Here is a 25,681-nt window from a genome sequence, read left to right on the forward strand (position 1 = left end):
CGGCTTCAGTCTAGCGCGCGCGGAGCGCGGCGACGGCAGCCGGGATATGGGTCTTCACAGGTCCTTCAGACTCTCGGCGATGCCCTGGGCCCCGACGTGAAGCAGTTTCAGCGTATTGGTGCCGCCGCCGTGACCGGTGTGATCGCCGTGCGTGAGGATGACGCGATCCCCCTGCTGCAGCTTGCCGAGTTCGAACAGGCTCTGCACCGCGGCGCGCGCCGAGTGCGCGGGGTCCATGCGGCCATGGTCGAACGCGATCGGCTTGACGTCGCGCAGCACCAGCATGCGGCGACGCGCCTCGGCACTGGGCGACAGCGCGTAGATCGGCACCGCGAAACGGTAGCGGGACAGCCACTGCGCGGTGGCGCCGGATTCGGTCAGCGCGACGATCGCGCGCACCCCCAGCCGCGCGGCCAGGAACACCGCAGCCAGGGCGATCGCCTGATCGCTGCGATCCAGGTTGTGGGATTCCGCACGCAGATCGTCCTGCGGCTCGAACTGACGCTCGGCTCCCAGGCAGATACGGCGCATGGCCTGCACGGCCAGATCCGGATGCGCGCCGGCCGCGGTCTCCTGCGACAGCATCACCGCATCCGTGCCGTCGATGACGGCGTTGGCCACGTCGAGCACTTCGGCGCGGGTCGGAATCGGCGCCTCGACCATCGACTGCAGCATCTGCGTCGCGGTGATGACCGCGCGGTTCAGACGCAGTGCCTCGCGGATGATCTTCTTCTGCAGACCGGGCAGTTCGGCATCGCCGATCTCCACGCCCAGGTCGCCGCGCGCCACCATCACCACGTCCGAGGCCTCGATGATCTCGCCCAGCACCGGAATCGCGTCGGCGCGTTCGATCTTGGACACCAGCGAGGCTTCGCCGCCGGCTTCACGCAGCAGGCGACGCGCCTCGTGCATGTCCTGCGCGGTGCGCACGAAGGACACGGCAAGGAAGTCGGCGCCGATCTCGGCGGCCAGTTTGATGTCGGCCCGGTCCTTGTCCGACAACGCGTCGACGCTGAGACCGCCGCCCTGGCGGTTCAGCCCCTTGCGATCAGACAACTTGCCCGGCACAGAGACCTCGGTGTGGATCTCGGTGCCCTCGACATGCTTCACCTCGAGTGCGACCAGGCCGTCGTCGAGCAACAGCATGTCGCCCTCGGACACGTCGTTGGGCAGACCGAGGTAGCTGCAGCCCACACGCGTGGCATCGCCCGGCGGCGCATCGTCGCGACAATCGAGCACGAAGGCCGCGCCCTGCTCGAGCTGCACCGGACCATCGGCGAATCGCTCGATGCGGATTTTCGGTCCCTGCAGGTCGGCCAGCACGCCGACTTCGCGACCCACGGCAGCGGAGACGCTACGCACTGCGGCGGCGCGCTTGCGATGATCGTCGTGCGTGCCGTGCGAGAGGTTCAAGCGAACGACGTCCACGCCGACCTCGAGAATGGCCTCGAGCATGCCGGGCGCGTCCGTGGCGGGACCGAGGGTGGCGACGATCTTGGTGCGGCGAATCTGTTGGGTCATGAAACTGTCCTGCGGAACGGCCGATCGGGTGTCGGCCTTGCTACGTCGAAATTCGGAAAATGCGCTCAGCGCAGCGCGGCATTGAGCACGGCGCCCAGACGCACACCGGCGGCCTCCAGCTGCGTACGCACCACCGGCCAGGCCTTGGCCTGGTAGCCCTTCGCCCAGTCGCCGACGCGACGCGCGGGCAGGTCGGCGTAGGCGACATCGCGTGCCAGCGTATGCGCATGGTCGGACCAGCGCACGGCTTCCGCATCGATATTCTTGCAGGCATGCGCCGGCGTCCAGCGCGCGCGCTGCGCGGCGCCGATGTCGTGATCCATGCCCAGGGCGAGCTTGCGCGTGGCGGCGTGATCGAAACTGTAGTCCGGCTTCATGCGCAGCCCTGTGGCCTGCTCCAGGATGCCGGTGTCCCAGATCCGGTGCAGGTTGGTCTGTTCACCGAAGTAGACCAATTTGACAGTGTTGCCGCCCTTGTCGTCGTGATCGTTGTTGTGCAGCGGCTGGTGAATATCGCCGACCAGATGCACGACCCACTTCAGCGCCTCCAGGCGCACCTTCGGCGAAGCCTTGCGGTCTGCCAGCACACGCACGAAGTGCGGCAGCTTGGCGACGACACAGTTGCCATGCGGGCAGTCGCGACGGCGGCTGTAGTCCGGCGCGCGCAACGGAATGTCGACGTAATGCCACGGTCCGGTCTCGGGATGATCGCGGCGGATCTCGTCCGGCCAGGAAGAAACCTGGTCGAGGCGCGTCTTGCCTTCCAGCGCCAGCAATTGGTGGACCTCGGCGGCAGCCGCGGGCGTCAGGTGACGCTGCGCGATGTCGGCGACGATGGCATGCCCCTCGGGGCCCCAGCCAAAGGCGGCCGGAGCGGCCAGCAGCAGGCCCGCGACCACGGCGAGCGAACGAAGACGTCTGAACATGATGGACGGGATCGGGTGGGAGACAAGTGGCCGATTATTGCACAGCCCCGTGACGCCGCCGTGATGCGCGTTCAGTGCACCACGGCGCCCTGCGCGTCCGTGACGCGCACGTCCACCTCAACCCCTTCGCGCACGCTCTGGGTGACGATGCAGAAGTCCTCGAACTGCTCGAGGATGCGCGGCAGATGCTCGAGCGATTCGGCCGCGTCGGACAGCTGCAGGTCCACCGCCACGCGTGCCACCCGCCAGCGCCCCTTGTCGTTGCGGTCCATGGTCGCCTTCGCCTCGGCGCGCAACGGCCCCGGATCGTTCTTGAACTTGCGCAGGGCGAACAGCAGGCTCGCGGCCAGACAGTTCGCCACCGCCGTGACCAGCAGGCGCGACGGATTCGGCCCGGCGTCGCCGCCCAGCGGCGCGGACTCGTCAGTGAGGAGATCGGGCACCGACGTGTCGTCGAAACGCACGCGGAACTCGTAGTTGTCGACCTGCTCCAGCGACAGGGCGAACGTCTGCGTATCACTCATGCTCAGTCCTCCTCGACCACAGTGCCCGGCAAGCGCGGATGCTCGCCCTGGCGATGCAGCCAAGCGTAGTACAACAGCGGAATGACCAGCAGGGTCAGCACCGTCGACACCAGGATGCCGAAGATCAGCGAGACCGCGAGGCCCTGGAAGATCGGATCGTCCAGGATGAAGAACCCACCCAGCATTGCTGCCACGCCGGTCAGCACGATCGGCTTGGCGCGCACCGCAGCGGCGTCGATCACCGCCTCGCTGAGCGGCCGTCCTGCACTGACCGCGTGGTTGATGAAGTCGATCAGCAGGATCGAGTTGCGCACGATGATGCCGGCCAGCGCGATCATGCCGATCATCGAAGTGGCGGTGAACTGCGCCCCCAGCAGCGCATGGCCAGGCATCACGCCGATCACCGTCAGCGGAATCGGCGCCATGATGATGAGCGGCACCACGTAGCTGCGGAACTGACCGACCACCAGCAGGTAAATCAGGATCAGACCCACCGAATAGGCGATGCCCATGTCGCGGAAGGTCTCGTAGGTGATCTGCCACTCGCCGTCCCACTTCACCGCGTAGTGCGTGGTGCTGGGCGGCTGATCGATGAAGTACTGCGACAGTTTGTGGCCATCGATCTTGCTGTCGTCGAGCTTGCCGACCAGCGAGAACATGCCGTACAGCGGACTGTCGGTAGCACCGGCGTCGTCACCGGTGACGTAGGCGTAGGGCAGCAGATCCTTGTGGTAGATCGCCTTCTCCCAGTTCGCCTTGCGCACCGAAACCACTTCCGACAGCGGCACCAGCTTGCCGCTGCGCGCACGCACGCGTAACGCGAGCAGATGGCTGAGCGACGCCTGATCCGCGGCGGACAGGCGCAAGCGCACCGGCACGGCGTAGCGGGCGTGCCCATCCATCACATACGTGGCGTCCTCGCCGGACAATGCCGTGCGCAGGGTCTGCGCAATGGCGGCCTGGCTCAGACCCAGTCGCGCGGCGCGGGCGCGATCGACCACCACGATCTCGCGCGGCGAATCGGCCTCGACGCTGGTGTCGACGTCGACGATGTCCGGGTTGGCCTTGAAGTCCTTCTCCAGCCCCCGCGCCACCTTGCGCACGGACGTGTAGTCGGGGCCGTAGACCTCGGCCACGATGGGCGCCACCACCGGCGGTCCCGGCGGCACCTCCACCACCTTCAGCGAAGCGCCGAACCGCTTGGCGATCTTCTGTAGCGCGGGACGCACGGCCAACGCGATCTCGTGGCTCTGGCGGTCACGCTCGTGCTTGTTGACCAACTCGACCTGCAGATCGCCGACGATCGGGCCGCGCCGCAAGTAATACTGGCGCACCAGTCCGTTGAAGGTGATCGGCGACGCCGTGCCCGCATAGCCCTGGTAGGCCTTCACCTCCGGCACCTTGGCGATGACCCGCGACAGATCGCCGAGCAGCGCGTTGGTGGTCTCCAGCGTGGTGCCCTCGGGCATGTCGACCACGATCTGGAATTCGGACTTGTTGTCGAACGGCAGCATCTTCAGGATCACCGCCTTGACCACGACCAGTCCAGCCGCACCGAGCACCAGCGCCCCCATGACCGCGAACAGGACCCGGCGGCGGCGTGCCGCGCGCTCGCCGGAGACAAACGGGTGCATCAGGCGATGGAACAGCCGGTGCAGACGACTGCCCTTGGGCGCAGCGACATGGTGATCGCCGTCACTGCCGCCTTCGGACGATTCGTGCTTGTGATGGCGCAGCAGCTTCAGCGCCAGCCACGGCGTGACGATCAGCGCCACCGCCAGCGACAGCAGCATGCCGGCCGAGGCGTTGATCGGGATCGGCCGCATGTACGGCCCCATCAGGCCGGACACGAAGGCCATCGGCAACAGCGCCGCGATCACGGTGAAGGTGGCCAGGATGGTCGGCCCGCCGACCTCGGACACCGCCTCCGGAATCGCCTGACGCAGACTTCGTCCGCCCAGCGCCATGTGCCGATGGATGTTCTCCACCACGACGATGGCGTCGTCGACCAGGATGCCAATGGAGAAGATCAGCGCGAACAGCGACACACGGTTGATGGTGAAGCCCATCCCCCATGACGCGAACAGGGTCAGCATCAGCGTGATGATGACGGCGCTGCCGACCACGATGGCCTCGCGCCAGCCGAGCGTCATCAGCACCAGCAGCACCACCGAAAGCGTGGCGAAGATCAGTTTGTGGATGAGCTTGTCGGCCTTGTCCGTGGCAGTGCGGCCATAGTCACGTGTGACCGTGACGTGCATGTTGTCGGGAATCACCACCCCGCGCAGTGCCTTCAGTCGCGCGCGGATGGCTGTGGTGATGTCGGCCGCATTGGTACCGGCTTTCTTGGCCACGGCGATGGTGACCGCCGGGGCGCTGCCGGTGGCCGGCCCGGCCCGCCCCTTCGGCGCGCCGTACCAGACATAGCTGGAAGGCAGGTCCGCGCCACGATGGATGCTGGCGACATCGGACAGGAACACCGGCTGCCCGTGATGCAGGCCGATGACCAGATGGCGAATCTGATGGGCATCAGCCAGGAAAGTGCCGGCGGTGACCGGAATGTCGCGATCGTGGCTGACCCGGTCGCCGGCCTGGGTGACCAGATTGGCCGCCTTCAGCGCCGAGGACAGATCGTTGACCGACAAGCCGTACGAAGCCAATCGCGCGGGATCGAGCTGCACCACCACCGCACGGTCGGGCGCGCCGATGGTGTAGACGTCACGCGTGCCCTTGATGCGCTTGAGCACGGTCTCCAGCGAATGCGCGACCTCGGCCAACTGGGTCGGACTCTGGTGCGGATCGTCACTCCACAGCGTCAGCCCCATCACCGGCACGTCGTCGATGCCCATGGGCCGGATCAGCGGCTGCCCGACGCCCAGCCCTTTCGGCACAAAATCACGGTTCTGGAAAACCTGGTTGTACAGCCGAACGATGGCGGTCTGGCGCGGCACGCCGACCTTGAACTCGACCGTGATCATGGCCATGCCGGGACGGCTGACCGAATACACGTGCTTGATGCCCTGCAGTTCGGAGAGCTTCTTCTCCAGCGGGTAGGTCACCAGATTCTCGACGTCATGCACGTCGGCGCCGGGAAACGGCACCATCACGTTGGCCATGGTGACGTCGATCTGCGGCTCTTCCTCGCGCGGCGTGATGATTGCCGCAGTCAGGCCCAGCAACAGCGCCGCCAGCGCCAGGATCGGCGTCAACGGCGAGTTCTGGAAGGCGCGCGCGATGCGTCCGGAGAAGCCCAGTCCGCCCTTCATGCCTTCGGCTCCGCGCGCTCGCTGGACAGGTACCGCGCCGCCGCCGCCGGATCGGTGGCGACATGCTGGTTCGGCGCCAGGCCGGACACGACCTCCACACGCGAGCCGAAGCGCTCGCCGACGCGCACCTGCATCAGGCGCACGCTATCGCCCTGCACCACATACACCCCGGTCATCTCGCCCTGATGCCAGAGCGCTGCGACCGGTACCAGCAGACGCTGCGCGGCGCCCACCGCGAAGGCCACCTTCACGGTCATGCCCGGATACAGCGATGCATGCGAGCCGTCCAGCAGCAGACGCACGTTGAAGGTGTGCGTCTTCGGGTCGGCGTACGGAAACACGATGACCTTGCTCGCCGCCAGGCGCTTGCCGTCGCCCAGCATGATCTCGGCATGATGATGGTTGCGGATCGCGTCGACGGCGCTCTGCGGCACCTGCACCGTCACCCGCAGATCCTTCAGCGACTCCAGTCCGATCAGCGGCTGCGGCGAAGGAGGCCCCGCCTGCACGGCCTCGCCCACATGCACGTAGCGATGCGTGATGATGCCCGCGTACGGTGCGCGGATGACGGTGTAGTCGACCTGCTGACCCGCCTCGCTGTACTGCGCGCGGGCGGCGTGCAGCGCCGCCTGCGCGGCGTCGCGCTGCATCCGCGCCTGATCCAGATCCGAACGCGCGACCAGGCCCTTCGAAAAGACCTCGGCGATGCGCTTGTACTGCGCCTCGGCATTGCGGAAGTTCGCCTGCGCGGAGGCGATCTGCGCCTGCGCGGCGCGGCGCACCGACTTCTGCTCGATGTCGGTGAAACGCACCAGCACGTCGCCCTTGGCCACGGTGTCGCCGACGTCGTACGGCAGTTCCAGCACGCGCGCGTTGGTCTGCGCCGTCAGCGTGACCTCGTTGACGGCCTCGACCACGCCGTCCCAGACCTGTTCGCGATGCGCGGTCTCCGGCTTGACCACCACGGTGGACAGCGAAGGCGCGCGCGACGAGGCCGTCTGCGGCGACGTCTTGTCGCCACAGCCGGCCAGCGCGGTCAGCAACAGCGCGGCGAGCGCCAGTCGTGTGCTGCGGATCATCGGATTCATCCTTTCAATCATGTACGCGGACCGACAGCGGCCGCCAATAACAACTCAACGCGGAAACGCGCACCCGGCCCTTACGCCCAGCTTGCGCAGAATCATCGCCAGCGGGCAGAAGCCCGTGAACGACGACTGCAACAGATTGGCGCCGACGAACAGCGTCAGCAGCAACCACCAGGGCGACACGAAGTGCGCCAGCGCCACGCTCACCAGCACCACCGTGCCGGCGAACGCCAGAACCACGCGATCGATGTTCATCAGTGTTCTCCTCGCAGGAATCGTCAGCTGGGCGTCTTCAGACGCAGAATGCCCAGCGCTTTCAGCACGTATTTCTCGTACACCGGCTCGGTGTTGCCGTTGCGCACCTTGCGCAGGTAGTACTTCTCGAACGCCACCTTGGCCAGATGCACCCACTTGCCGACCTTGGCCCACGTCACGTTGCGCGGCGGGATCTGCGGCAGTGCCACGAAGGCCACGCCGGTGTCGCCCATGTCGGCCAGGCAGATCGCATTCCAGGTCGCGCGCGTGTCGGCCGGCCCGCCGTTGATGTCGTCACGGATGTTGTGCGCAATCGCCGTCACCATCGACTCGATCATGAAGCCGGTCTTCGGCGCGCCGGTCGGCACCGGCGTGGCCTCGACCGGCGGAATCGCCACGCAGACGCCTGCCGAGAAGATGTTCTTGAAGCTCGGATTGCGCTGATGCGGGTCGATCAGCACGAAACCGCGCGGATTGACCAGTCCCTCGATGCCGCGCACGGCATCCACGCCAAGAAAGGCCGGCAACATCATCGAGTACGCGAACGGCAGCTCGTGCTGCTTCACCACCTCGCCCTCGGCGTCGACCTGATCGACCTTCATCTTGTCTTCGGCGATGTCGGTCACGCGCGCGTTGGTGATCCAGTTGATGTGGCGCTGACGCATCTCCGCCTCCATCAATCCCTTGGAATCGCCCACACCGCCCAGACCCATATGGCCGATGTACGGCTCGGAGGTGACGAAGGTCATCGGCACGCGATCGCGCAACTTGCGCTTGCGCAGGTCGGCATCGATGATCATCGCGAACTCGTAGGCCGGACCGAAGCAGCTCGCGCCCTGCACGGCGCCGATCACGATCGGGCCGGGATTCTCCAGGAACTTCTGGTAGTTCGCCCAGGCTTCCTCGGCGTGCGGCGTGGTGCAGATGGACTCGGTGAAACCGCCCTCCGGCCCCAGCCCCGGCACTTCCTCGAAGGCCAGCTTCGGGCCGGTAGCGATGACCAGATAGTCGTAGTCCACGCGACGCCCGTCGGTCAGCAGCAGGTGGTTCTCCTGCGGATGCACCGAAGCGGCCGGCACGTCGATGAAGCCGATGTCGCGACGCTCCAGCGGATCGGTCATATCGATCTGGATGTCTTTCGGCTGGCGCCAGCCCACCGCGACCCACGGGTTGGACGGCGTGAAACTGAATCGCGGACCATCGCCGATCACCGTGATCTCATGCGATTTGCCCAGCTCGGCGCGCAGCTCGTACGCAGCGGCCGTGCCGCCGATACCTGCCCCCAACACCACGATCTTGGACATGTCTTTTCTCCTCCGCGTCCACTCGAATGAATGGACTTCAGGTTGCGCGGAGGGCGCGTTCGACATCCCCCGCGTTTTGTGAGATCAATTCTAAATTAGCTTTTACTTATTTAGCAAGCGTGATAAATTCCCCTCTCGCCGGCACAGCCGGATGTCACACTGATGCGAGGAACGCCCCCGATGGGCCTGCCTGACGATTTTGACCCGACCCATATGCAGGAACGCGCCAATGAGGCGGCGCGGCTACTGAAAACGCTGGGCAATCCGCAACGACTGCGCTTGCTCTGCCTGCTGGTCAACGGCGAGATGTCGGTCGGTCAACTCAACGAGCAGCTGCCGGAATTGAGCCAGTCGGCCCTGTCTCAACATCTGGCGCGTCTGCGCGAAGACCATCTGGTGCGCACCCGGCGCGAATCGCAGTCGATCTGGTACGCCCTGGAAACCGGACCGGCACAGCAGATCATCGCCACCCTGTACGGCATCTACTGCGCGCCGGACGCAGAGGCCGGCCTCTGCGCACCGGTGCACAACTGATTCACACCCAGCTCGCGGAGAACGCATGAACAACGAATTTCACTTTGCTCCGAACCAGTGCCGCCCCGGCGCTGGCGCCTACTGCGGCGGCCAGCCCACCGATGAGCAGATCGCCGCCTTCGCCCGCGAGGGAGGTGAATGCGTGATCAACCTGCGCCCGCTTGCCGAACAGGCCGGCTGGGACGAAGCCGCCGCCGTGAAGGCGCACGGCATGACCTATGTGCACATTCCCGTCGCCAACCCCGACGACCTGACGCGCGATGCCGCCGCGAAGCTGGCGCAGGCCACGCAGCAGCACGACGTCAGCCGCATGCTGATCCACTGCGCCAGCGGCCAGCGCGTCGGCGCACTGGTGGCGTTGAAGGCCGGATGGATCGACGGCCAGTCCGTCGACGAGGCGATCGCCACCGGTCGTGAAGCCGGACTCGACCGACTGGAGCCGGTGGTGCGCGCGAAACTACAGGCTGGTTGAACCGTCCGGAGACGATAGGACCGCGTGGGGTGAGCGCGCGGTCCGTTCCGGCTAAAATGGCCATCTGCGCGGTCCGTTCCGGGGCCGTATTCGCCTTCACCGCATCAGAGGAAGCTGCTCCATGGCCATCAAGGTTGCCATCAACGGCTACGGCCGCATCGGTCGCAATGTGCTCCGCGCGCTCTACGAGAGCGGACGCACGAACGAGATCCAGATCGTCGCCGTCAACGACCTCGGCGATGCCGAGACCAACGCACACCTGACGCAGTACGACACCGCGCACGGTAAGTTCCCGGGCGAGGTGAGCGTCGAGGGCGGCGACATCGTCGTCAACGGCGACCGCATCAAGGTCTGCGCCGAGCGCGATCCGTCCAAGCTTCCGTGGGGCGAGATGGGTGTGGACGTGGTGCTGGAATGCACCGGTCTGTTCACCACCAAGGAAAAGGCCGGCGCGCACATCGCCGCGGGCGCCAAGAAGGTCATCATCTCCGCGCCGGGCGGCAAGGACATCGACGGCACCTTCGTCTACGGCGTCAACCACGACCAGCTGACCGCCGACCATCAGGTCATCTCCAACGCCAGCTGCACCACCAACTGCCTGGCGCCGCTGGCGAAGACGCTGCACGACGGCATCGGCATCGTGCACGGCCTGATGACCACCATCCACGCCTACACCAATGATCAGGTGCTGACCGACGTCTTCCACAAGGACCTGCGCCGCGCCCGCTCGGCCACCATGAGCCAGATTCCGGCCAAGACCGGCGCCGCCGCCGCGGTCGGCCTGGTGCTGCCGGAACTGAACGGCAAGCTGGACGGCTTCGCCATGCGCGTGCCGACCATCAACGTGTCGGTCGTCGACCTGTCCTTCGTCGCCGCGCGCGAAACCACCAAGGAAGAGATCGACAGCGTGATCCAGGCGGCTGCGGACGGTCCGCTGAAGGGCATCCTCGGCGTCAACACCAAGCCACTGGTGTCGGTCGACTTCAACCACAACCCGGCTTCGTCCACCTACGACGCCACGCAGACCCGCGTCATGGACGGCACCCTGGTCAAGGTCCTGTCGTGGTACGACAACGAGTGGGGCTTCTCCAACCGCATGCTCGACATGACGGTGGCGCTGGTCAACGCCGGCTGAGGCACCCCGCCGACCGCCGTTTTTCTCAACGCCGGAAAGCGATAAAGTGAACCCGCATGCCGTTCGGCATGCGGGTTTTTTTATCGACATCAACAAAAGGAAGGATTCGCCGTGCGCGTGAAGACCCGCTTGCTCGCCTCTCTCGCCCTGATCCTGCTGGCCGCGACCGGCCCACTCATGGCACAACCCGCTCCGTCCTACACGGAAAACGGATTCAACCCGCGCATGCTGGATGCTTCCGCTCCCCGCGCCGCGCGCCTGAAGCTGTTCGCGCAGATGATTGCGCTGGCCAACAGCGGCCAGGTCCGCGCCCAGGATCTGGCGGGGACGTTCTACTGGCAGGGAGCCGGGATCAAGGGTTCTCCGGTCAAGCGCGATCTGAGCCAGGCGCGCATCCTCCTGAGCAACGCGGCCGTGCACGGCGACGTCATGGCCATGGCCAAGCTCGGCGAGCTGGAACTGCAGGCCGGTCGCCTGGCGCAGGCCATGGTCTGGGCGCAGATGTACGCCCGGTATCACGACCCCCTGGCACTGCAGCGCGATCAGCGCGGCCAGGACTCGGCCTATGCGTCGAACCTGATCAAGCGCATCACCGATGCCGGCGGCAAGATCGACAAGGCCGCTTCGAAGCACGTCGGCGCTATGGTCGCGCGCTTCGACACCTCGATACGACGCGGCATCGACGCCTACAACAAGGATCGCCGCACCGGCCGCACTCGACTCGTGCAGGATCCTGCCGGCGTCGACGCATCGGAAAACGTCAACGTCAACGGCATGGCCGAGTACATGGTTGCCTTCCAGCCCGACGGGAAGCCCGGAAAGATTTGGCTGCTCGACGCCGTGCCCAAGGCATCGATGGACGACATGCTTCGACACTATCTCGATCATGCCCTGGCCAATTCGGTCGCGGAAAGCGAGGGCACGCGCTACCTGCGCGTTTCGATCGTCCACAACGCCCAGAAATTCCGCGTGCTGCGCCCTGTCCACTGAGCACCCACTCCAGGATTCCACACCGTGGCCATCGTCTTTCTTCCGGGCATCAAGGGTTCCGAACTCGTCGATACCTATCCGATGGACTGGCCGCACCGCTGGTCACTGGAAGACATGGCCATCGGCGACGTGCTGGAAGACCCACTGGATTTCAGCCTGGCCGAGGGTCGCTACGACGCCCAGGACGGTCACTGGATGCGTCCTTCGCGGCTGCTCCATTACGCCTACGGAGCGATCGTCAGCAAGCTGCGCGCGTGGAAGCAGCCCGAGCCGGTCTACACGTTCAGTTATGACTGGCGCAAACCGCTGGAGATGTCCGCTGCCGCACTGGTACGCGCAATGGACGAACTGACCGGCCGCGAACGGGCCGCGGGACGCTCCGGCGAACTGCAATTCGTGACCCACAGCCTGGGCGGCCTGCTGCTGCGCTCGGCGCTGGCGCTGCGCAACGCACGCGATCCATTCGCCGGCGTCGGCCGCATCGTGTTCATCGCCCCACCGTTCCGCGGCGCGATCGGTGCGCCCTACGCCCTGGTGGTCGGCGAGAAGGACGGTTGGTTCGGCACCGACGAGGATTACCGGCGCATCGCCCGCACCTTCCCGTCCGTGTACCAGATGACGCCCTCCTGGACGCATGCCGCGGTGGACGAGGACGGCCGCGACGTCGATCTGTTCGACCCCGGGCGCTGGCAGGCCAATGTCCGCGACAAAAGCGAATTCCAATCGCGCTTTCTCCGCGACGCGGAAGCCTTCATTCGCGGCCGGCGTGCTCGTCAGAAGGGTCACAGCAACGCGCCGATGCTGAGCGATGCGGCGCTGGCACGCGCCGCTGACAAGGTGCTGGTGCTGTGCGGCGCAGGGCAGCCGACCCATCACACGCTGCCGGTGCAGACGAACAACCCGCGCAACCCGAACTGGTTCGACTTCGCTCACGCCGCCGCCGACATGCACGGCGACGGCCGCGTGCACCTGCTCAGCGCCGCGCTCAAGGGCGTGACCCTGGCCGCATTCGACGATGCCGGGGAGCACGCGTTGCTGTGCCGCGACGAACGCGTGACCAACCTGACTTCGCTCTGGCTCGAAGGCCGCAAGGCGCTGAAAATGACCCGGCGTGGCCCCCAGCACTCGGTGGACCGCCCGGGCCGCAGCCATTTCGAACCCTGGGACGGCAAGCCGTCCAGCTTCGCCGCGCACATCGTCTGACGCAGATCATGGCGTGTGCGATCGACGTACGCGAACGTGTCGACACGCTCCCTACCCTATCGCCATGAACGACATTCCCGGCCTCGACAGACCCGCCCTGACCATCCTCGTCGACCGCTTCTACGACCGCGTACGCGAAGACGCCGAACTCGGTCCTGTGTTCGAGTCACGCGTACGCGACTGGTCGGAGCACAAGCGCAGGCTCGTCGATTTCTGGTGCAGCACAGCGCTGCGCGCCGGCGACTACCGCGGCAACCCGATGGCGCTGCATCGCGACTTGCCAGCAACCTCGTCGCACTTCACGCGCTGGTTGACGTTGTGGCGCGACACCGTCGAATCACTACTCCCGGCCTCCGCCGCCGCACACATGATCGAATTGGCCGAGCGCATCGGCCATGGCCTGATGCTGGGCATGGGCCTGCGACCGCGCGGGCGCGACCTGGGCGTGCCGCTGGCCGGGCGCTGGGAACGCGGCCGGCCGCATTGATACGGCCGGCCGGAAGACATCAGGACAGCGCGGCGAGCGCGGCGTCGTAATCGGGTTCCTGGGCGATCTCCGGCACCATCTGCGCATGCAGCACGCGATTGTCGCCGTCCAGCACCACCACCGCACGCGCGGCCAGGCCCGCTAGCGGACCGTCGGCAAGGGCCACGCCGTAGTCGGTCAGGAATGCATCGCCGCGCAGCGTCGACAGTGTCTGCACCTGATCCAGCCCTTCGGCGCCGCAGAAGCGCGCCTGTGCAAACGGAAGGTCGGCGGAGATGCAGAGCACCACTGTGTTATCCAGGCTCGCGGCCAACTCATTGAAACGCCGCACCGAAGCCGCACACACGCCGGTGTCGACGCTGGGGAAGATGTTCAATACCTTGCGCCGGCTGCCGAAACTGGCCAACGCGATGTCGTTCAGTTCCTTGTCGACCAATGTGAAATCCGGCGCCACGGCCCCGACGGACGGAAAATCGCCATCGACGCGAACCGGATTGCCTTGCAATGTGACCTGGGACATCGTGTACCTCTTGGGGTGGGTTGGATGGGTGCACTATCCCGGAGAATCGGGACAGCGATCATCCCTCAGCATATGGGGACCAACCGGTCCGATGTAAACCGTGTGCGCGTCGGACGCGTCATTGGATCAGCAAACGGAAGATACCCAGCGGCGCATGCGCGCGCGCCGCACTGACCATGAACAGGAAGACCGCAATCGCGGCGACGAAGCACAGCGCGCGCTGACGACGGGCACGCCCCCCGGCGCTATGCATACGTGCCGGCCAGGAACAGGCCGACATGTTCAATCAGGCCATGCAGATCGGCCCGTTTCAGCTTGGTGCAGTCCACCGGAACGCATGCGCCCGAGACGGCGTCGGTACGGCAAAAGCACACACAGACAGACCGGAACTCATCGCGCGCCGTGTCGAATCCGCAACATCAGACATGGCAGCATCAACCAAGCGCACGGGGGCAGCCAGGCCCCAGCGGCCTCGCTCAGATGGCGCGCGAGTACTTGGTCGATGTCGTATTGCTGCGCAGATAGGCATCGAAGCACATCGCCACGTGACGGATCAGCAACCGTCCGCGCGCGGTGACACGCAAGGCATCGGTAGCGTCGCAGACCAGACCGTCCGCAACCAGTGGCGCAAGACGCTTGAGGTCCTCGGCGAAATAATCGTCGAAACGGAGTCCGTGCGCATCGCCGAAGGCGACCTTGTCGACCTCGCCGTGACACATCAGCTCGCCGATGAGTTCACGCCGCACCAGATCGTCCGTATTCAATTGCAGCCCGCGCACGACGGGCAGATGGCCCGCATCGAGCGCCGCGTAATAGGTCGGCAGATCACGCGCGTTCTGACTATAGGTCGAGCCGACGCGACCAATGGCGCTGACACCCAGACCCGCAATATCGCAATCGCCGTGCGTCGAATACCCCTGGAAATTCCGCTGCAGCGTGCCCGCGCGCTGCGCCCGGGCCAGGTCGTCGTTGGCGCGGGCGAAGTGATCCATGCCGATATAGACGTAGCCGGCCGCGGTCAGCCGTTCCAGCGTGCGACCGAACAGCGCCAGCTTGGTCTGTGCGTCCGGCAGCGCCTCGCGCTCCAGCCGGCGCTGCGCCTTGAACAGTTCCGGCAGATGCGCATAGCTGTAGGTCGCGATGCGATCCGGCCCCAGCGCGATGACCTGGTCCAGCGTGCGCGTGAAGCGTTCCACGGTCTGATGCGGCAGACCGTAGATCAGATCCACGCTGATCGAACCGAAGCCGCATTCACGCCCCGCACGCATGATGGCAGCGACCTGCTCCACGCTCTGCACGCGGTTCACGGCGCGCTGCACCTCGGGGTCGAAATCCTGGATGCCGATCGACATGCGGTTCATGCCCGCTTCGCCGAGACCACGGATGTAGTCCGTGTCCACGTAGCGCGGATCGATCTCGATGCCGAACTCGCGATGCGCATCGCCGCTGAGATGAAAGTGGCTGCCCAGTACGTGCAGCACTTCGCGCATACGCGGCAGATCGAGAAAGTTCGGCGTACCGCCGCCGAAATGCAGCTGACGCACGACGCGGTCGCGGTCGAACAACTCGCCGGTCAATTCGATCTCGCGGTACAGCCGCTCCAGATAGGCGTCGGCACGTCCGATATCACGCGTGATGATGCGGTTGCAGCCGCAGTAGAAACACGGGCTGAAGCAGAACGGCACGTGCACATACAGCGACAGCGAACTGGGAATCGGCTCCTCATTGGAGATGCGGATCGCCGTGCGCAGGGCCGTTTCGTCGAAACTGTCGACGAAATGCGGCGCCGTCGGATAGCTGGTGTAACGCGGACCGCTGCTGTCGTAGCGTGCGATCAGTTCGGAATCGAAAACGGGGGCGTCGGTGGCGTTCATCATGGAGCGCAGTCTGCGCTCGACGCTCCTCGGCGACCTTGACTCTGGTCAAGTCGAGGCGCAAAGACCGCCCGCACTATGGTTCGGTGCGGGCGGCGTGATGCATTCAGCGCATCGGTGCGACGGTCTGCTCGATGGCGCCGAAGATGCTCTTGCCTTCCTTGTCGGTGATCTCGATACGCACGCGATCGCCGTACTTCAGGAACGGGGTCTTCGGTTCGCCGTCGCGCAGCTTTTCCACCGTGCGCTGTTCGGCCAGGCAGGAAGCACCCTTGGAGGTGTCCTCGTTGGCGATGGTCCCGGAGCCGACAATGGCGCCCGCCGACAGCGGACGCGTCTTGGCCGCATGCGCGACCAGCTGACCGAAGTCGAACTGCATGTCGACGCCGCACTCGGCCTCGCCGAACCACTCGCCATTGATCCAGGTGCGCATCGGCAGATGCAGCTTGTTGCCCTGCCAGGCGTCGCCCAACTCGTCCGGGGTGACGAACACCGGCGACAGCGCCGAACGCGGCTTGGACTGCAGGAAACCGAAGCCCTTGGCCAGTTCGGCCGGGATCAGGCCGCGCAGCGACACGTCGTTGACCAGGCCGATCAGCTGGATATGCTCGGCTGCCTCGGCTGGCGTGGATGCCATCGGCACGTCGTCGACCACCACCACGACCTCGGCTTCCAGATCGATGCCGTAGTCCTCGCTGGGCACGACCACGTCGTCGCGCGGCCCCAGGAAACCGGCACTGGTGGCCTGGTACATCAGCGGGTCGGTGTAGAAGGTCTCCGGCACCTCGGCGCCGCGCGCCTTGCGCACGCGCGCCACGTGCGGCAGGTAGGCGCTGCCGTCGAGGAATTCGTAGGCACGCGGCAACGGCGAGGCCAGCGCGGTCTCGTCGAGATCGAACGCGCCGTCCGCCTTGTCCTCGTTCAGCGCGTCGTACAACGCGTTGAGGCGCGGCGCGGCGTTGGACCAGTCCTCCAGCGCGGCCTGCAGCGTCGCGGCGATGCCGTCCGCCTTCACGGCGCGGGTGAGGTCGCGGCTGACGACGATCAGCGTGCCGTCGCGGCCGCCGGCTTTCAGGGAACCGAGTTTCATCGCGAATCCTTTTTCTGGGTGTGGCTTGCGGCGCTCATGGCGCCTTGAAATGCTTCTTGAGATCCTGCCAGCAGCGGTAGTAATCCGACTGCAGCCGTGGCGATTCCATGGCCTGACGCGTCGGATGGATCACCGCGCAGGTCTCGAACATGAAGGCCATGGTATCGGTGATGTGCTGCGGCGTGGAGGTGTCGATGGCCGACGCCTTCTCGAAACTGGCCGCGTCCGGACCGTGCCCGCTCATGCAATTGTGCAGCGACGAACCGCCCGGCACGAAACCGTCCTCGTCGTCGCCGGCTTCCTTGGCGTCGTACTCGCCGTGCACCAGCCCCATGTATTCGCTAGCGATGTTGCGGTGATACCACGGCGGACGGAAGGTGTCCTCGGCAACCAGCCAGCGCGGCGGGAAGATGGCGAAGTCCATGTTGGCCGTGCCCGGCACGGCGCTGGGCGAGGTCAGCACGGTGAAGATGGACGGGTCGGGATGGTCGTAGCTGATCGAGCCGATGGTGTTGAAGCGGCGCAGATCGTAGCGGTACGGCGCGAAGTTGCCGTGCCAGGCGACCACGTCCAGCGGATGGTGGCCGAGCGTCGTGCGCCACAGCTGGCCCTGGAACTTGGCGACCAGCTCGAACTCGCCTTCCTCGTCCACGTAGGCCGCGACTGGTGTCTGGAAATCACGCGCATTGGCCAGGCCGTTGGAACCGATCGGCCCCAGCTCGGGCAGCCGCAACATCGCGCCGAAGTTCTCGCAGACGTAGCCGCGCGCGCCGCCGTCAGGCAGCGTCACCGTGAAGCGCACGCCGCGCGGGATCACCGCGATCTCCTGCGGTTCGACCTCCAGCACGCCCATCTCGGTGGCAATGCGCAGACGACCGGCCTGCGGCACGATCATCAGCTCGCCGTCGGCGTCGTAGAAGAAGCGATCCTGCATGTCGCGGTTGGCGGCATACAGATGGATGCCGATGCCCGTCTGCGCCGCCGGGCCGCCGTTGCCGGCCATGGTGAACAGGCCGTCGACGAAATCCGCATCGCCCTCCGGCATCGGATGTGGCCCCCAGCGAAGCTGGTTGGGCGTGGCCGGCGCCTCGTCGAAGCGGTTGTGCAGCGTGGCGTGCGCCAGCGGCTCGAACGGCGGATGCATCACCGCGGGACGGATGCGGTACAGCCAGCTGCGGCGATTGGTGTGCCGCGGCGCGGTGAACGCGGTGCCGGAAATCTGCTCGGCGTACAGGCCATGCGCCACGCGCTGTGGCGAGTTGCGCCCTTCCGGCAATGCGCCCGGCACCGCCTCGGTAGCGAACTCGTTGCCGAAACCGGTCTGGTACTGCAGGGATGTGCTGTTCATGCTGGGAGATTCCTTCCGCGCCCGAAGGCGTACTGGATTGAAGGGTGAATCACGAACCTGCGTTGCGACCCCATGCCCGCCCGCTTACTCTTGAGGACAGCTGACGGCCGGGGGGCCGCGCCACTTCGAACCGAGGGGAGAGCTCGATCCATGAACGACGACCGCAGCGCCATCGTGCGCGACCTCAGCACGCCGCTGGCCGGCGCCAAGGGCTGGATGAAGTTTCTGGGCATCATGTTCATCATCCAGGGTGTCTTCACCGCCTTGTCCATTGTCGGCATCCTGATCGCCTGGCTGCCGATCTGGATCGGCGTACTGCTGAACCAGTCCGCCGGTGCACTGGAGCAAGCCCATGCGTCCGGCGATGAAGCTGCCTTCCGCCTGTCGCTGGACAAACTGCGCAGCTACTTCGTGATCCAGGGAGTACTGATGCTGATCGGCATCATTCTCGGCGTCCTGATGATCCTGCTGTATGGAGCGATCTTCGCGGCCATGCTCAGCAGCGGCAAGTTCCACTGAGTCCGCTCGCGCTGCGCAGGCGCGAAAGCCTGCGCAGCGCACGCAGATCGCTCAGAGCACGCCGCGCTTCATCTGGTCGCGCTCGATGGACTCGAACAGGGCCTGGAAGTTGCCCTCGCCGAAGCCCTCGTTGCCCTTGCGCTGAATGATCTCGAAGAAGATCGGACCGATGCAGTTCTGCGTGAAGATCTGCAGCAGCAGGCGCTTCTTGGTCTCCGGGTCGGCATCGATCAGGATCTTGTTCTTCGCCAGGCGCGGCACATCCTCGCCGTGGCCCGGGATGCGCTCGTCGATGACTTCGAAGTAGGTGTCCGGGGTATCCAGGAATTCCATCCCGGCCGCACGCATCTTCTCCACCGTCTCGTAGATGTCGTCGGTGAAGCAGGCGATGTGCTGGATGCCTTCGCCGTGATAGGCGTCCAGGTACTCGTTGATCTGCGACTTCGGGTTGTCCGACTCGTTCAGCGGGATGCGCACGATGCCGTCCGGCGCAGTCATGGCCTTGGACACCAGGCCGGTCTTCGCGCCCTTGATGTCGAAATAGCGGATCTCGCGGAAGTTGAACAGCTTCTCGTAGTAGTCCGACCACTTCGCCATGTTGCCGAAGTACAGGTTGTGCGTGAGATGGTCGATGAAGGTCAGCCCGAAGCCCTTCGGGTTCTGATCGGCGCCCTCGATCGGCGAGAAGTCGCCGTCGTAGATGCTGCCCTTGTCGCCGTAGCGATCGACCAGGTACAGCATGCAGTCGCCAATGCCCTTGACCACCGGCGCGCTCACCGCCTTGCTGGCTTCCTTGTGCTCGACGGCTTCGCCGCCATTGCCGAGCACCGTGTCGTAGACCTCGCCGGCCGGCTTCTGGAAGCGGATCGCGAAACCGCAGGCGCACGGGCCGTGCTGGGCCGCGAAATCGGCGGCGAAGGAATCCGGGTCCTCGTTCACCAGCAGGTTCACGCCGCCCTGGCGATACACCGTGATCGGACGGCTGTTGTGACGCAGCACGGCGGTGAAGCCCATGCGCTCGAACAGCGTGTGCAGCTCGGCCGCCTGCTCGCCCGGCGCGGCAAACTCGACGAATTCGAAACCGTCGATGCCCATCGGATTCTCGAACGTGGTGACCTGCATGCCGAGATTGGGTTGTGCGCTCATGAGGCGGCTCCTGTGTCTTGAGTGGGTGATGAGCGCACACCGGCGATCGTTCGCGGGCTTGCGCATCGCAGACCGCCGTTATAGTTTCATCTGTAACCATTTGCAAGGCGCAGCGCCGCATGACCGACCACGCTCCGTTGAAACTGGAACGGTTCCTGCCCTACCGGCTGTCGATCCTGTCCAACACCGTCAGCCAGGCGATTGCTCGCGAATACCAGCAGGAATTCGGCCTGTCGATGACCGAATGGCGCGTGATGGCGGTGCTGGCGCGGTTCGAGCCGCTGTCGGCGCGCGAGGTAGCCGAACACACCGCAATGGACAAGGTCGCGGTCAGTCGCGCGCTGTCGCGACTGGTCGAGGCCGGGCGCGTGGATCGCGAACGCCACGGCAACGACCGTCGCCGCTCGGTGCTGCGCCTGAGCGAGGAAGGCTGGCGCGTGCACGACGCGGTCGCGCCGCGCGCACGCAATCACGAACGCGAGATGCTGGCACAGTTGTCCCGCGAGGAAATCGATACCCTCGCACGCATCCTGGACAAGTTGGCGCCGGTCTGATTCCGCAGGAGGGCGATGCGCCTCAGCGCACGCCGTGCATGAGCCGCCGGATGCCCGGCGCGGCCAGCAGGAACACCACGGCCACGACCAGACCGCCCCAGAACAGGCGCGCGTAGACGTGACCGTAATCGGCGAATCCCTGCAGGGCGTTGCCGCTGGAGGCCGTCTGCGTCGCGATCCAGCCGGCCAGCTGATAGGCCAGCGCCGTGCCGAAGAACCAGCCGCCCATCGCCAGCGAGGCTTCCTCGGGCGCGGCCAGCTGCCCGACCAGGGCGTAGCCGATCGGTGACAGGGCCAGTTCGCCCAGCGTCTGCAGCAGATAGCACAGGGCCAGCGGCATCCAGCCCACGCGGTCGCCCGCCGCATGCGAAATCGCCCAGGCCAGCAAGCCGTAGCTCAACGCCACGAACAGCACGCCGATGCCGAACTTGCGCGGCGTCGACGGATCGCGTCCGCGCCGCTGCAGCCACGGCCACAGCATGGCCATGAACGGTGCGAACAGCAGGATGTACAGCGGATTGGCCGACTGGAACAGCGTGTAGTGGAACGGCGCGACAACGTGATCGCGAGCGAAGAAATTCAGCGACGTCACGCCCTGCAGGCTCAACGCCCAGAACACCACCATCGCCACGAACAGCAGCAGCAGCGCCAGATAGCGCTGGGTCTGCACGCGGTCGCCGCGCTGGATGCAGCGCACCACGAAATAGATCACCAGCAGCGCCATCAGCACGTACATGGCCGTGCGCAGCACCGTCGGGTAGGCCAGCAGCAACGCGACCGGATAGGTCAGCGCCAGCGTCGCGAGCAGCACCCATACCGTCGCCATGCGGCCATGCAGATGCGAACCGTCGGGCAGGATCGGGGCGAGCTTGTGTTTGCGCCACTGGAACACCGCGGCGGCCAGCAGCATGCCCGCCGCCGCGGCCACGAACCCCCAGCGGAAGCCGTAGCGCTGGCCGATCAGGTCCGCGCAGATGAACGGGGTGACGAACGAGCCCAGATTGATCGCCAGGTAATACAGCGTATAACCGCCCTCGCGACGTGAATCGTCCTTGGCGTAGTTGCGCCCGATCAGCACCGTCAGCGGAATCCCGAGTCCCGCGGCCAGTGCGAACAACGACAACCCGATCTCGAAACCGGACAGGCTCGGCGAGGCCATCAGCAACAGACTGATCGTGCCCAGCCATAGGGACATCGCCAGCGCGCGTGTCTCACCGAGAACCTTGTCCGCCACGTATCCGCCGATGATGGGCGTGGCATACATCAGCGCGAGGAATCCGCTGGCCAGTAGGTCGGCCTGTTTCTGCGCCGCCGACGCGCCAAGATGCGCGAAGAACGTATCGGCGATGTACGGCGTCAGGAACGCGCGAAACCCGTAGAAAGCGAAATTCAGCCCGACCGTGACCCCGAGCAACATCCACAACTGACGTGGGTGGCCCCAGAAACGTTCCTGGGGAAGGCGTTCCGGAACACCGGCGTCATCGGTGGCATGCATGCAAAGGTCCTGTCGTGGTGAGAGTGCGGCCCACGATCAGACTGCACACGTTGGCACAAAGTTCGCTTAGCCCAGCTGCGCGCGAACATCCAGCAGTTCGGGGAAGAACGTCAGGTCCAGTGCCTTCTTCAGGAAGCCGACGCCGGACGAACCGCCAGTGCCGCGTCGGTGGCCGATGATGCGCTCGACCGTCTTCATGTGGCGGAAACGCCACAGCTGGAAGTTCTCCTCCATGTCCACCAGCGTTTCGCACAGGTGGTATTCCGGCCAGTGCTGTTCAGGATCGCGGTAGATGCGCTCGAACACCGGCAGCAAGGCCTCATCGCGCTCGTGCGGCTGGGTCCAGTCGCGCTCCAGACTGGCCTGGGGCACATCGTGGCCCTTGCGCGCCAGCCAGCGCAGCGTCTCGTCGTACAGGCTCGGCGCTTCCAGCACGGCGCGCAAACGGGCCTGGCCATCGGGATCGTGCGCGAACACGTCCAGCATGTCGGCGTGCTTGTTGCCGAGCAGGAATTCCAGCAAGCGATACTGCAGCGACTGGAACCCCGAGGCGGGACCGAGCTGGTCGCGGAACTTCAGATATTCGTAGGGCGTCATCGTCTCCAGCACACCCCACTGTTCGTAGAGCTGATGTTGGATCTGTTTCACACGCGCCAGCACCTTCAGCAGCTGACCGACCTTGTCCTCGCGAAGCAGGCGCAACGCCGCCTGCAGTTCATGGATTGCCAGTTTCATCCACAGCTCGGACACCTGATGCTGGATGATGAACAGCATCTCGTCGTGATACGCCTCCTGCGAGACCGGAGCCTGCGCCGACAGCAAGGTGTCCAGTCGCAGATAGCCGGCATAGGTCAGGCGGCGCTCCAGATCACGCTCGATACCGTCTTCCAGATCGCGACGATTGTGCTCGGCCATGGCGCTCGATTTCCGTACGGAAGGAAAGTCCGGAAGCGTATCAGCAAGTTTCGGCCTCCGGTACGCCGCAACCAGACCAATTTCCGAAAGCCGTCTTCAAGTTCATGTTATACAATGACTTTCCATCAGAATTCTTGCAGACCAGCGCGCGCAAATGTTGCGCCGTACCTTGCGATGCAGCATGCCGATTTGTTATCAAGGGCGGCCAACCGGGCAAGCCCCGCGCCGGCTCCGCTGGATGGGCCGCCGACTTGCCTCCCGACCTCTCGCGCCTCCGGGCGTGGGATAATCGTCTGTCTTCACAACAACCCAGCAGGCCGCGCAGCGCCGGTTTCCGCGCACTGCGTACGCGCTCGCCCGCCGTGTCGACGCAGGCCCGCTCCGTATCACCGTTCCGGGAGGATCTCGTGTCCATCGCCGCCAAATTTGAAATCGAATACCTGCAGTACCTCGATCCCGAGGGCAAGCTGGTCGTCAAGGAGAAGGACCTGCCGGCCTTCGCCAAGGACCTCGACCACATGGTCGAGCTGTACAAGCTGATGGTCTCCACACGGGTGTTCGACACCAAGTCCATCGCCCTGCAGCGCACCGGCAAGCTCGGCACCTACGCCAGCTGCCTGGGCCACGAAGCCGCGCACGTCGGCATCGGCAGCGCGATGAAGGACGAGGACGTATACGCGCCCAGCTATCGCGAATACGGCGCCCAGCTGTATCGCGGCGTGCAGCCACGCGAGGTCTACACCTACTGGGGCGGCGACGAACGCGGCAACGACTACCAGAAGGAACCGGCCCGCCACGATTTCGCCTGGTCGGTGCCCATCGCCACGCAGTGCCTGCACGCCGCTGGCAGTGCGCTGGCCTTCAAGATCCGCGACGAGAAGCGCGTGGCCGTGTGCACCGTCGGCGACGGCGGCTCGTCCAAGGCCGACTTCTACGGCGCCATCAACATCGCCGGCGCGCAGAAGCTGCCGCTGGTCGCCGTGATCGTCAACAACCAGTGGGCCATCTCCGTCCCGCGCAGCATCCAGACCGGTGCCGAAACGCTGGCGCAGAAGGCCATCGCGGCCGGCCTGCCGACCATCCAGGTCGACGGCAACGACATCATCGCCGTGCGCAAGGCGATGGAGGACGCGCTCGAGCGCGCCCGCAACGGCGAGGGTGCCAGCGTCATCGAAGCGGTCACCTACCGCCTCGGCGACCACACCACCGCCGACGATGCGCGCCGCTACCGCGAGAACGACGAAGTCGAAGAAGCGCGTGCAAAAGAACCGGTCAAGCGCCTGCGCGCCTACCTGGAGTCGAAGAAGGTCTGGGACCAGGCCAAGGAAGACGCCTGGCAGGCCGAGTGCGACGAGTGGATGGACAACGAGGTCAACGCCTACCTGGAAACCGAGGCCCAGCCGGTCACGGCGATGTTCGACTACACCTTCGCCGAATTGCCCGAAGACCTCGCGCGTCAGCGCGCCGAGGCCATCTCGCTGGAATCCAAGGAGCACTGACCGATGGCACAGATCACTCTCATCGAAGCGGTCACCCAGGCGCTGGCCTACGAAATGGCGCACGACGATTCGGTCGTCGTGCTGGGCGAGGACGTCGGCGTCAACGGCGGCGTGTTCCGCGCCACCCAGGGGCTGCAGGAAAAGTTCGGTCCGCTGCGCGTGCTCGACACGCCGCTGGACGAGACCACCATCGCCGGCACCACGGTCGGCCTGGCCGTGCAGGGCATGAAGCCGGTCGCCGAAGCGCAGTTCGAGGGCTTCATCTACCCGATGATGGAGCACATCAACTGCCACGCCGCACGCATGCGCAACCGTACCCGCGGTCGCCTGTCCGTGCCGGCCGTGTTCCGTGCCCCGTGGGGCGGCGGCATCCGCGCGCCCGAGCATCACTCGGAAGCCAACGAACACCTGTTCACCAACGTACCGGGCCTGCGCGTGGTCCTTCCGTCCTCGCCGGCGCGCGCCTACGGTCTGCTGCTGGCGGCGATCCGCGACCCCGACCCGGTCATCTTCCTCGAGCCCAAGCGCATCTACCGCCAGTACAAGGAAGAAGTGCCGGACGACGGCGAGGCGCTGCCGCTGGACGTGTGCTTCGTGCTGCGCGACGGCACCGACGTGACCCTGGTGACCTGGGGCGCGCAGGTGAAGGAAACGCTGGAAGCCGCCGACGAGCTGGCCGAACAGGGCATCAGCGCCGAGGTCATCGACGTCGCCACACTGACGCCGCTGGACTTCGACACCATCGCCGAGTCGGTCAGCAAGACCGGCCGCTGCGTGATTGTGCATGAAGCCCCCAAGACCGCGGGCTTCGGCGCCGAAATCGCCGCACGCCTGGCCGAGGAGTGCCTGTACGACCTGCTCGCCCCGGTGCAGCGCGTGACCGGCTACGACACGCACATTCCGCTGTTCCGCCTGGAAATGAAGTACCTGCCCAGCGTGGAGCGCATCGTCGCCGCGGCACAGAAGACGCTGGCCGTCAGCTGATCGTGACGCCCGCCGTCCACGCGGCGGCGGGCCCA

25 protein-coding genes are annotated in these 25,681 nt (G+C 65.7%); 10 read left to right on the forward strand and 15 right to left on the reverse strand.

From position 1 onward, the window contains the following. Positions 1-54: 54 nt before the first annotated feature. From pyk to HF690_RS05005, 7 genes are all read right to left on the reverse strand, one after another. Positions 55-1,521, reverse strand: coding sequence for a pyruvate kinase (gene pyk / locus HF690_RS04975; RefSeq protein ID WP_113064349.1), 1,467 nt, complete (start codon positions 1,519-1,521; stop codon positions 55-57). Positions 1,522-1,586: 65 nt separating this feature from the next. Further along, positions 1,587-2,447, reverse strand: a complete 861-nt coding sequence (locus tag HF690_RS04980) for a S1/P1 nuclease (RefSeq protein WP_205300797.1) — start codon at positions 2,445-2,447, stop codon at positions 1,587-1,589. 71 nt (positions 2,448-2,518) lie between these two features. Next, positions 2,519-2,971, reverse strand: coding sequence for an OsmC family protein (locus HF690_RS04985; protein ID WP_168608668.1), 453 nt, complete (start codon positions 2,969-2,971; stop codon positions 2,519-2,521). Between the two features lie 2 nt (positions 2,972-2,973). Next, the gene (locus tag HF690_RS04990) at positions 2,974-6,237 is read right to left on the reverse strand and encodes an efflux RND transporter permease subunit (RefSeq protein ID WP_168608669.1); all 3,264 of its coding nucleotides are present in this window, start codon (positions 6,235-6,237) and stop codon (positions 2,974-2,976) included. Further along, entirely contained in the window at positions 6,234-7,316 is a 1,083-nt protein-coding gene (locus HF690_RS04995) for an efflux RND transporter periplasmic adaptor subunit (protein WP_240151592.1), read from the reverse strand. The genes HF690_RS04990 and HF690_RS04995 overlap by 4 nt, the downstream gene beginning before the upstream one ends. 54 nt (positions 7,317-7,370) lie before the next feature. Beyond that, positions 7,371-7,577 carry a YgaP family membrane protein gene (locus HF690_RS05000; RefSeq protein ID WP_168608671.1) on the reverse strand — a complete coding sequence of 69 codons (207 nt, stop codon included), beginning with the start codon at positions 7,575-7,577 and terminating at the stop codon, positions 7,371-7,373. Between the two features lie 23 nt (positions 7,578-7,600). After that, positions 7,601-8,881: an NAD(P)/FAD-dependent oxidoreductase gene (locus tag HF690_RS05005; protein ID WP_113064344.1), complete on the reverse strand. Its 1,281-nt coding sequence runs from the start codon at positions 8,879-8,881 to the stop codon at positions 7,601-7,603. A 213-nt stretch (positions 8,882-9,094) separates the two neighbouring features. Here HF690_RS05005 and HF690_RS05010 point away from each other — a divergent pair, with 213 nt between their 5' ends. From HF690_RS05010 to HF690_RS05035, 6 genes are all read left to right on the forward strand, one after another. Further along, positions 9,095-9,415: an ArsR/SmtB family transcription factor gene (locus tag HF690_RS05010; protein ID WP_113064343.1), complete on the forward strand. Its 321-nt coding sequence runs from the start codon at positions 9,095-9,097 to the stop codon at positions 9,413-9,415. Positions 9,416-9,440: 25 nt separating this feature from the next. Beyond that, positions 9,441-9,887 carry a protein tyrosine phosphatase family protein gene (locus HF690_RS05015; protein ID WP_113064342.1) on the forward strand — a complete coding sequence of 149 codons (447 nt, stop codon included), beginning with the start codon at positions 9,441-9,443 and terminating at the stop codon, positions 9,885-9,887. Between the two features lie 121 nt (positions 9,888-10,008). Further along, on the forward strand, positions 10,009-11,022 hold the full coding sequence (gap, locus tag HF690_RS05020; protein ID WP_113064341.1) for a type I glyceraldehyde-3-phosphate dehydrogenase: 1,014 nt from the start codon (positions 10,009-10,011) through the stop codon (positions 11,020-11,022). Positions 11,023-11,133: 111 nt separating this feature from the next. Next, on the forward strand, positions 11,134-12,012 hold the full coding sequence (locus HF690_RS05025; RefSeq protein WP_113064340.1) for an SEL1-like repeat protein: 879 nt from the start codon (positions 11,134-11,136) through the stop codon (positions 12,010-12,012). Positions 12,013-12,036: 24 nt separating this feature from the next. Continuing rightward, entirely contained in the window at positions 12,037-13,215 is a 1,179-nt protein-coding gene (locus HF690_RS05030) for a lipase/acyltransferase domain-containing protein (RefSeq protein ID WP_168608672.1), read from the forward strand. A 64-nt stretch (positions 13,216-13,279) separates the two neighbouring features. Further along, positions 13,280-13,702, forward strand: coding sequence for a group III truncated hemoglobin (locus tag HF690_RS05035; RefSeq protein ID WP_168608673.1), 423 nt, complete (start codon positions 13,280-13,282; stop codon positions 13,700-13,702). Between the two features lie 19 nt (positions 13,703-13,721). Here HF690_RS05035 and tpx read toward each other — a convergent pair whose 3' ends face one another. From tpx to hmgA, 5 genes are all read right to left on the reverse strand, one after another. Beyond that, the gene (gene tpx / locus HF690_RS05040) at positions 13,722-14,222 is read right to left on the reverse strand and encodes a thiol peroxidase (protein ID WP_113064337.1); all 501 of its coding nucleotides are present in this window, start codon (positions 14,220-14,222) and stop codon (positions 13,722-13,724) included. A 118-nt stretch (positions 14,223-14,340) separates the two neighbouring features. Next, entirely contained in the window at positions 14,341-14,502 is a 162-nt protein-coding gene (locus HF690_RS05045) for a SirB2 family protein (protein WP_168608674.1), read from the reverse strand. Positions 14,503-14,698: 196 nt separating this feature from the next. After that, entirely contained in the window at positions 14,699-16,099 is a 1,401-nt protein-coding gene (hemN, locus tag HF690_RS05050; RefSeq protein ID WP_168608675.1) for an oxygen-independent coproporphyrinogen III oxidase, read from the reverse strand. A 103-nt stretch (positions 16,100-16,202) separates the two neighbouring features. Then, positions 16,203-17,186, reverse strand: a complete 984-nt coding sequence (locus HF690_RS05055) for a fumarylacetoacetate hydrolase family protein (RefSeq protein ID WP_168608676.1) — start codon at positions 17,184-17,186, stop codon at positions 16,203-16,205. A 34-nt stretch (positions 17,187-17,220) separates the two neighbouring features. Next, positions 17,221-18,534, reverse strand: a complete 1,314-nt coding sequence (gene hmgA / locus HF690_RS05060) for a homogentisate 1,2-dioxygenase (protein ID WP_168608677.1) — start codon at positions 18,532-18,534, stop codon at positions 17,221-17,223. 150 nt (positions 18,535-18,684) lie between these two features. Here hmgA and HF690_RS05065 point away from each other — a divergent pair, with 150 nt between their 5' ends. Continuing rightward, positions 18,685-19,053 carry a DUF5362 domain-containing protein gene (locus tag HF690_RS05065; protein WP_113064332.1) on the forward strand — a complete coding sequence of 123 codons (369 nt, stop codon included), beginning with the start codon at positions 18,685-18,687 and terminating at the stop codon, positions 19,051-19,053. 51 nt (positions 19,054-19,104) lie between these two features. On the opposite strand, the gene hppD is transcribed toward HF690_RS05065, so the two are convergent. Continuing rightward, a complete protein-coding gene (gene hppD / locus HF690_RS05070; protein WP_113064331.1) occupies positions 19,105-20,199 on the reverse strand; it encodes a 4-hydroxyphenylpyruvate dioxygenase in 1,095 nt (364 codons plus the stop codon). A 119-nt stretch (positions 20,200-20,318) separates the two neighbouring features. Between hppD and HF690_RS05075 the strand changes: the two genes are divergently transcribed. Then, entirely contained in the window at positions 20,319-20,753 is a 435-nt protein-coding gene (locus HF690_RS05075) for a MarR family winged helix-turn-helix transcriptional regulator (RefSeq protein WP_113064330.1), read from the forward strand. A 22-nt stretch (positions 20,754-20,775) separates the two neighbouring features. Here HF690_RS05075 and HF690_RS05080 read toward each other — a convergent pair whose 3' ends face one another. After that, positions 20,776-22,248: a peptide MFS transporter gene (locus HF690_RS05080; protein WP_168608678.1), complete on the reverse strand. Its 1,473-nt coding sequence runs from the start codon at positions 22,246-22,248 to the stop codon at positions 20,776-20,778. A 66-nt stretch (positions 22,249-22,314) separates the two neighbouring features. Next, positions 22,315-23,163 (reverse strand): tryptophan 2,3-dioxygenase, encoded by an 849-nt coding sequence (locus HF690_RS05085; RefSeq protein ID WP_168608679.1) that lies wholly within the window; start codon positions 23,161-23,163, stop codon positions 22,315-22,317. Positions 23,164-23,570: 407 nt separating this feature from the next. On the opposite strand from HF690_RS05085, the gene pdhA reads away from it, so the two are divergent. Next, a complete protein-coding gene (pdhA, locus tag HF690_RS05090) occupies positions 23,571-24,662 on the forward strand; it encodes a pyruvate dehydrogenase (acetyl-transferring) E1 component subunit alpha (RefSeq protein ID WP_168608680.1) in 1,092 nt (363 codons plus the stop codon). Positions 24,663-24,665: 3 nt separating this feature from the next. Then, positions 24,666-25,646, forward strand: coding sequence for an alpha-ketoacid dehydrogenase subunit beta (locus tag HF690_RS05095; RefSeq protein ID WP_113064326.1), 981 nt, complete (start codon positions 24,666-24,668; stop codon positions 25,644-25,646). Positions 25,647-25,681 lie beyond the last annotated feature (35 nt).

Origin of the sequence: Oleiagrimonas citrea (assembly GCF_012395255.1) — a bacterium.
Lineage (GTDB): Bacteria > Pseudomonadota > Gammaproteobacteria > Xanthomonadales > Rhodanobacteraceae > Oleiagrimonas > Oleiagrimonas citrea.

Excerpts from the sequence above, each read along its gene's own strand:
- pyk (WP_113064349.1), bottom strand. The coding sequence starts at position 1,521 with ATGACCCAACAGATTCGCCGCACCAAGATCGTCGCCACCCTCGGTCCC.
- HF690_RS04980 (WP_205300797.1), bottom strand. The coding sequence starts at position 2,447 with ATGTTCAGACGTCTTCGTTCGCTCGCCGTGGTCGCGGGCCTGCTGCTG.
- HF690_RS04985 (WP_168608668.1), bottom strand. The coding sequence starts at position 2,971 with ATGAGTGATACGCAGACGTTCGCCCTGTCGCTGGAGCAGGTCGACAAC.
- HF690_RS04990 (WP_168608669.1), bottom strand. The coding sequence starts at position 6,237 with ATGAAGGGCGGACTGGGCTTCTCCGGACGCATCGCGCGCGCCTTCCAG.
- HF690_RS04995 (WP_240151592.1), bottom strand. The coding sequence starts at position 7,316 with ATGATCCGCAGCACACGACTGGCGCTCGCCGCGCTGTTGCTGACCGCG.
- HF690_RS05000 (WP_168608671.1), bottom strand. The coding sequence starts at position 7,577 with ATGAACATCGATCGCGTGGTTCTGGCGTTCGCCGGCACGGTGGTGCTG.
- HF690_RS05005 (WP_113064344.1), bottom strand. The coding sequence starts at position 8,881 with ATGTCCAAGATCGTGGTGTTGGGGGCAGGTATCGGCGGCACGGCCGCT.
- HF690_RS05010 (WP_113064343.1), top strand. The coding sequence starts at position 9,095 with ATGCAGGAACGCGCCAATGAGGCGGCGCGGCTACTGAAAACGCTGGGC.
- HF690_RS05015 (WP_113064342.1), top strand. The coding sequence starts at position 9,441 with ATGAACAACGAATTTCACTTTGCTCCGAACCAGTGCCGCCCCGGCGCT.
- gap (WP_113064341.1), top strand. The coding sequence starts at position 10,009 with ATGGCCATCAAGGTTGCCATCAACGGCTACGGCCGCATCGGTCGCAAT.
- HF690_RS05035 (WP_168608673.1), top strand. The coding sequence starts at position 13,280 with ATGAACGACATTCCCGGCCTCGACAGACCCGCCCTGACCATCCTCGTC.
- tpx (WP_113064337.1), bottom strand. The coding sequence starts at position 14,222 with ATGTCCCAGGTCACATTGCAAGGCAATCCGGTTCGCGTCGATGGCGAT.
- HF690_RS05045 (WP_168608674.1), bottom strand. The coding sequence starts at position 14,502 with ATGTCGGCCTGTTCCTGGCCGGCACGTATGCATAGCGCCGGGGGGCGT.
- hemN (WP_168608675.1), bottom strand. The coding sequence starts at position 16,099 with ATGATGAACGCCACCGACGCCCCCGTTTTCGATTCCGAACTGATCGCA.
- HF690_RS05055 (WP_168608676.1), bottom strand. The coding sequence starts at position 17,186 with ATGAAACTCGGTTCCCTGAAAGCCGGCGGCCGCGACGGCACGCTGATC.
- hmgA (WP_168608677.1), bottom strand. The coding sequence starts at position 18,534 with ATGAACAGCACATCCCTGCAGTACCAGACCGGTTTCGGCAACGAGTTC.
- HF690_RS05065 (WP_113064332.1), top strand. The coding sequence starts at position 18,685 with ATGAACGACGACCGCAGCGCCATCGTGCGCGACCTCAGCACGCCGCTG.
- hppD (WP_113064331.1), bottom strand. The coding sequence starts at position 20,199 with ATGAGCGCACAACCCAATCTCGGCATGCAGGTCACCACGTTCGAGAAT.
- HF690_RS05075 (WP_113064330.1), top strand. The coding sequence starts at position 20,319 with ATGACCGACCACGCTCCGTTGAAACTGGAACGGTTCCTGCCCTACCGG.
- HF690_RS05080 (WP_168608678.1), bottom strand. The coding sequence starts at position 22,248 with ATGCATGCCACCGATGACGCCGGTGTTCCGGAACGCCTTCCCCAGGAA.
- HF690_RS05085 (WP_168608679.1), bottom strand. The coding sequence starts at position 23,163 with ATGGCCGAGCACAATCGTCGCGATCTGGAAGACGGTATCGAGCGTGAT.
- HF690_RS05095 (WP_113064326.1), top strand. The coding sequence starts at position 24,666 with ATGGCACAGATCACTCTCATCGAAGCGGTCACCCAGGCGCTGGCCTAC.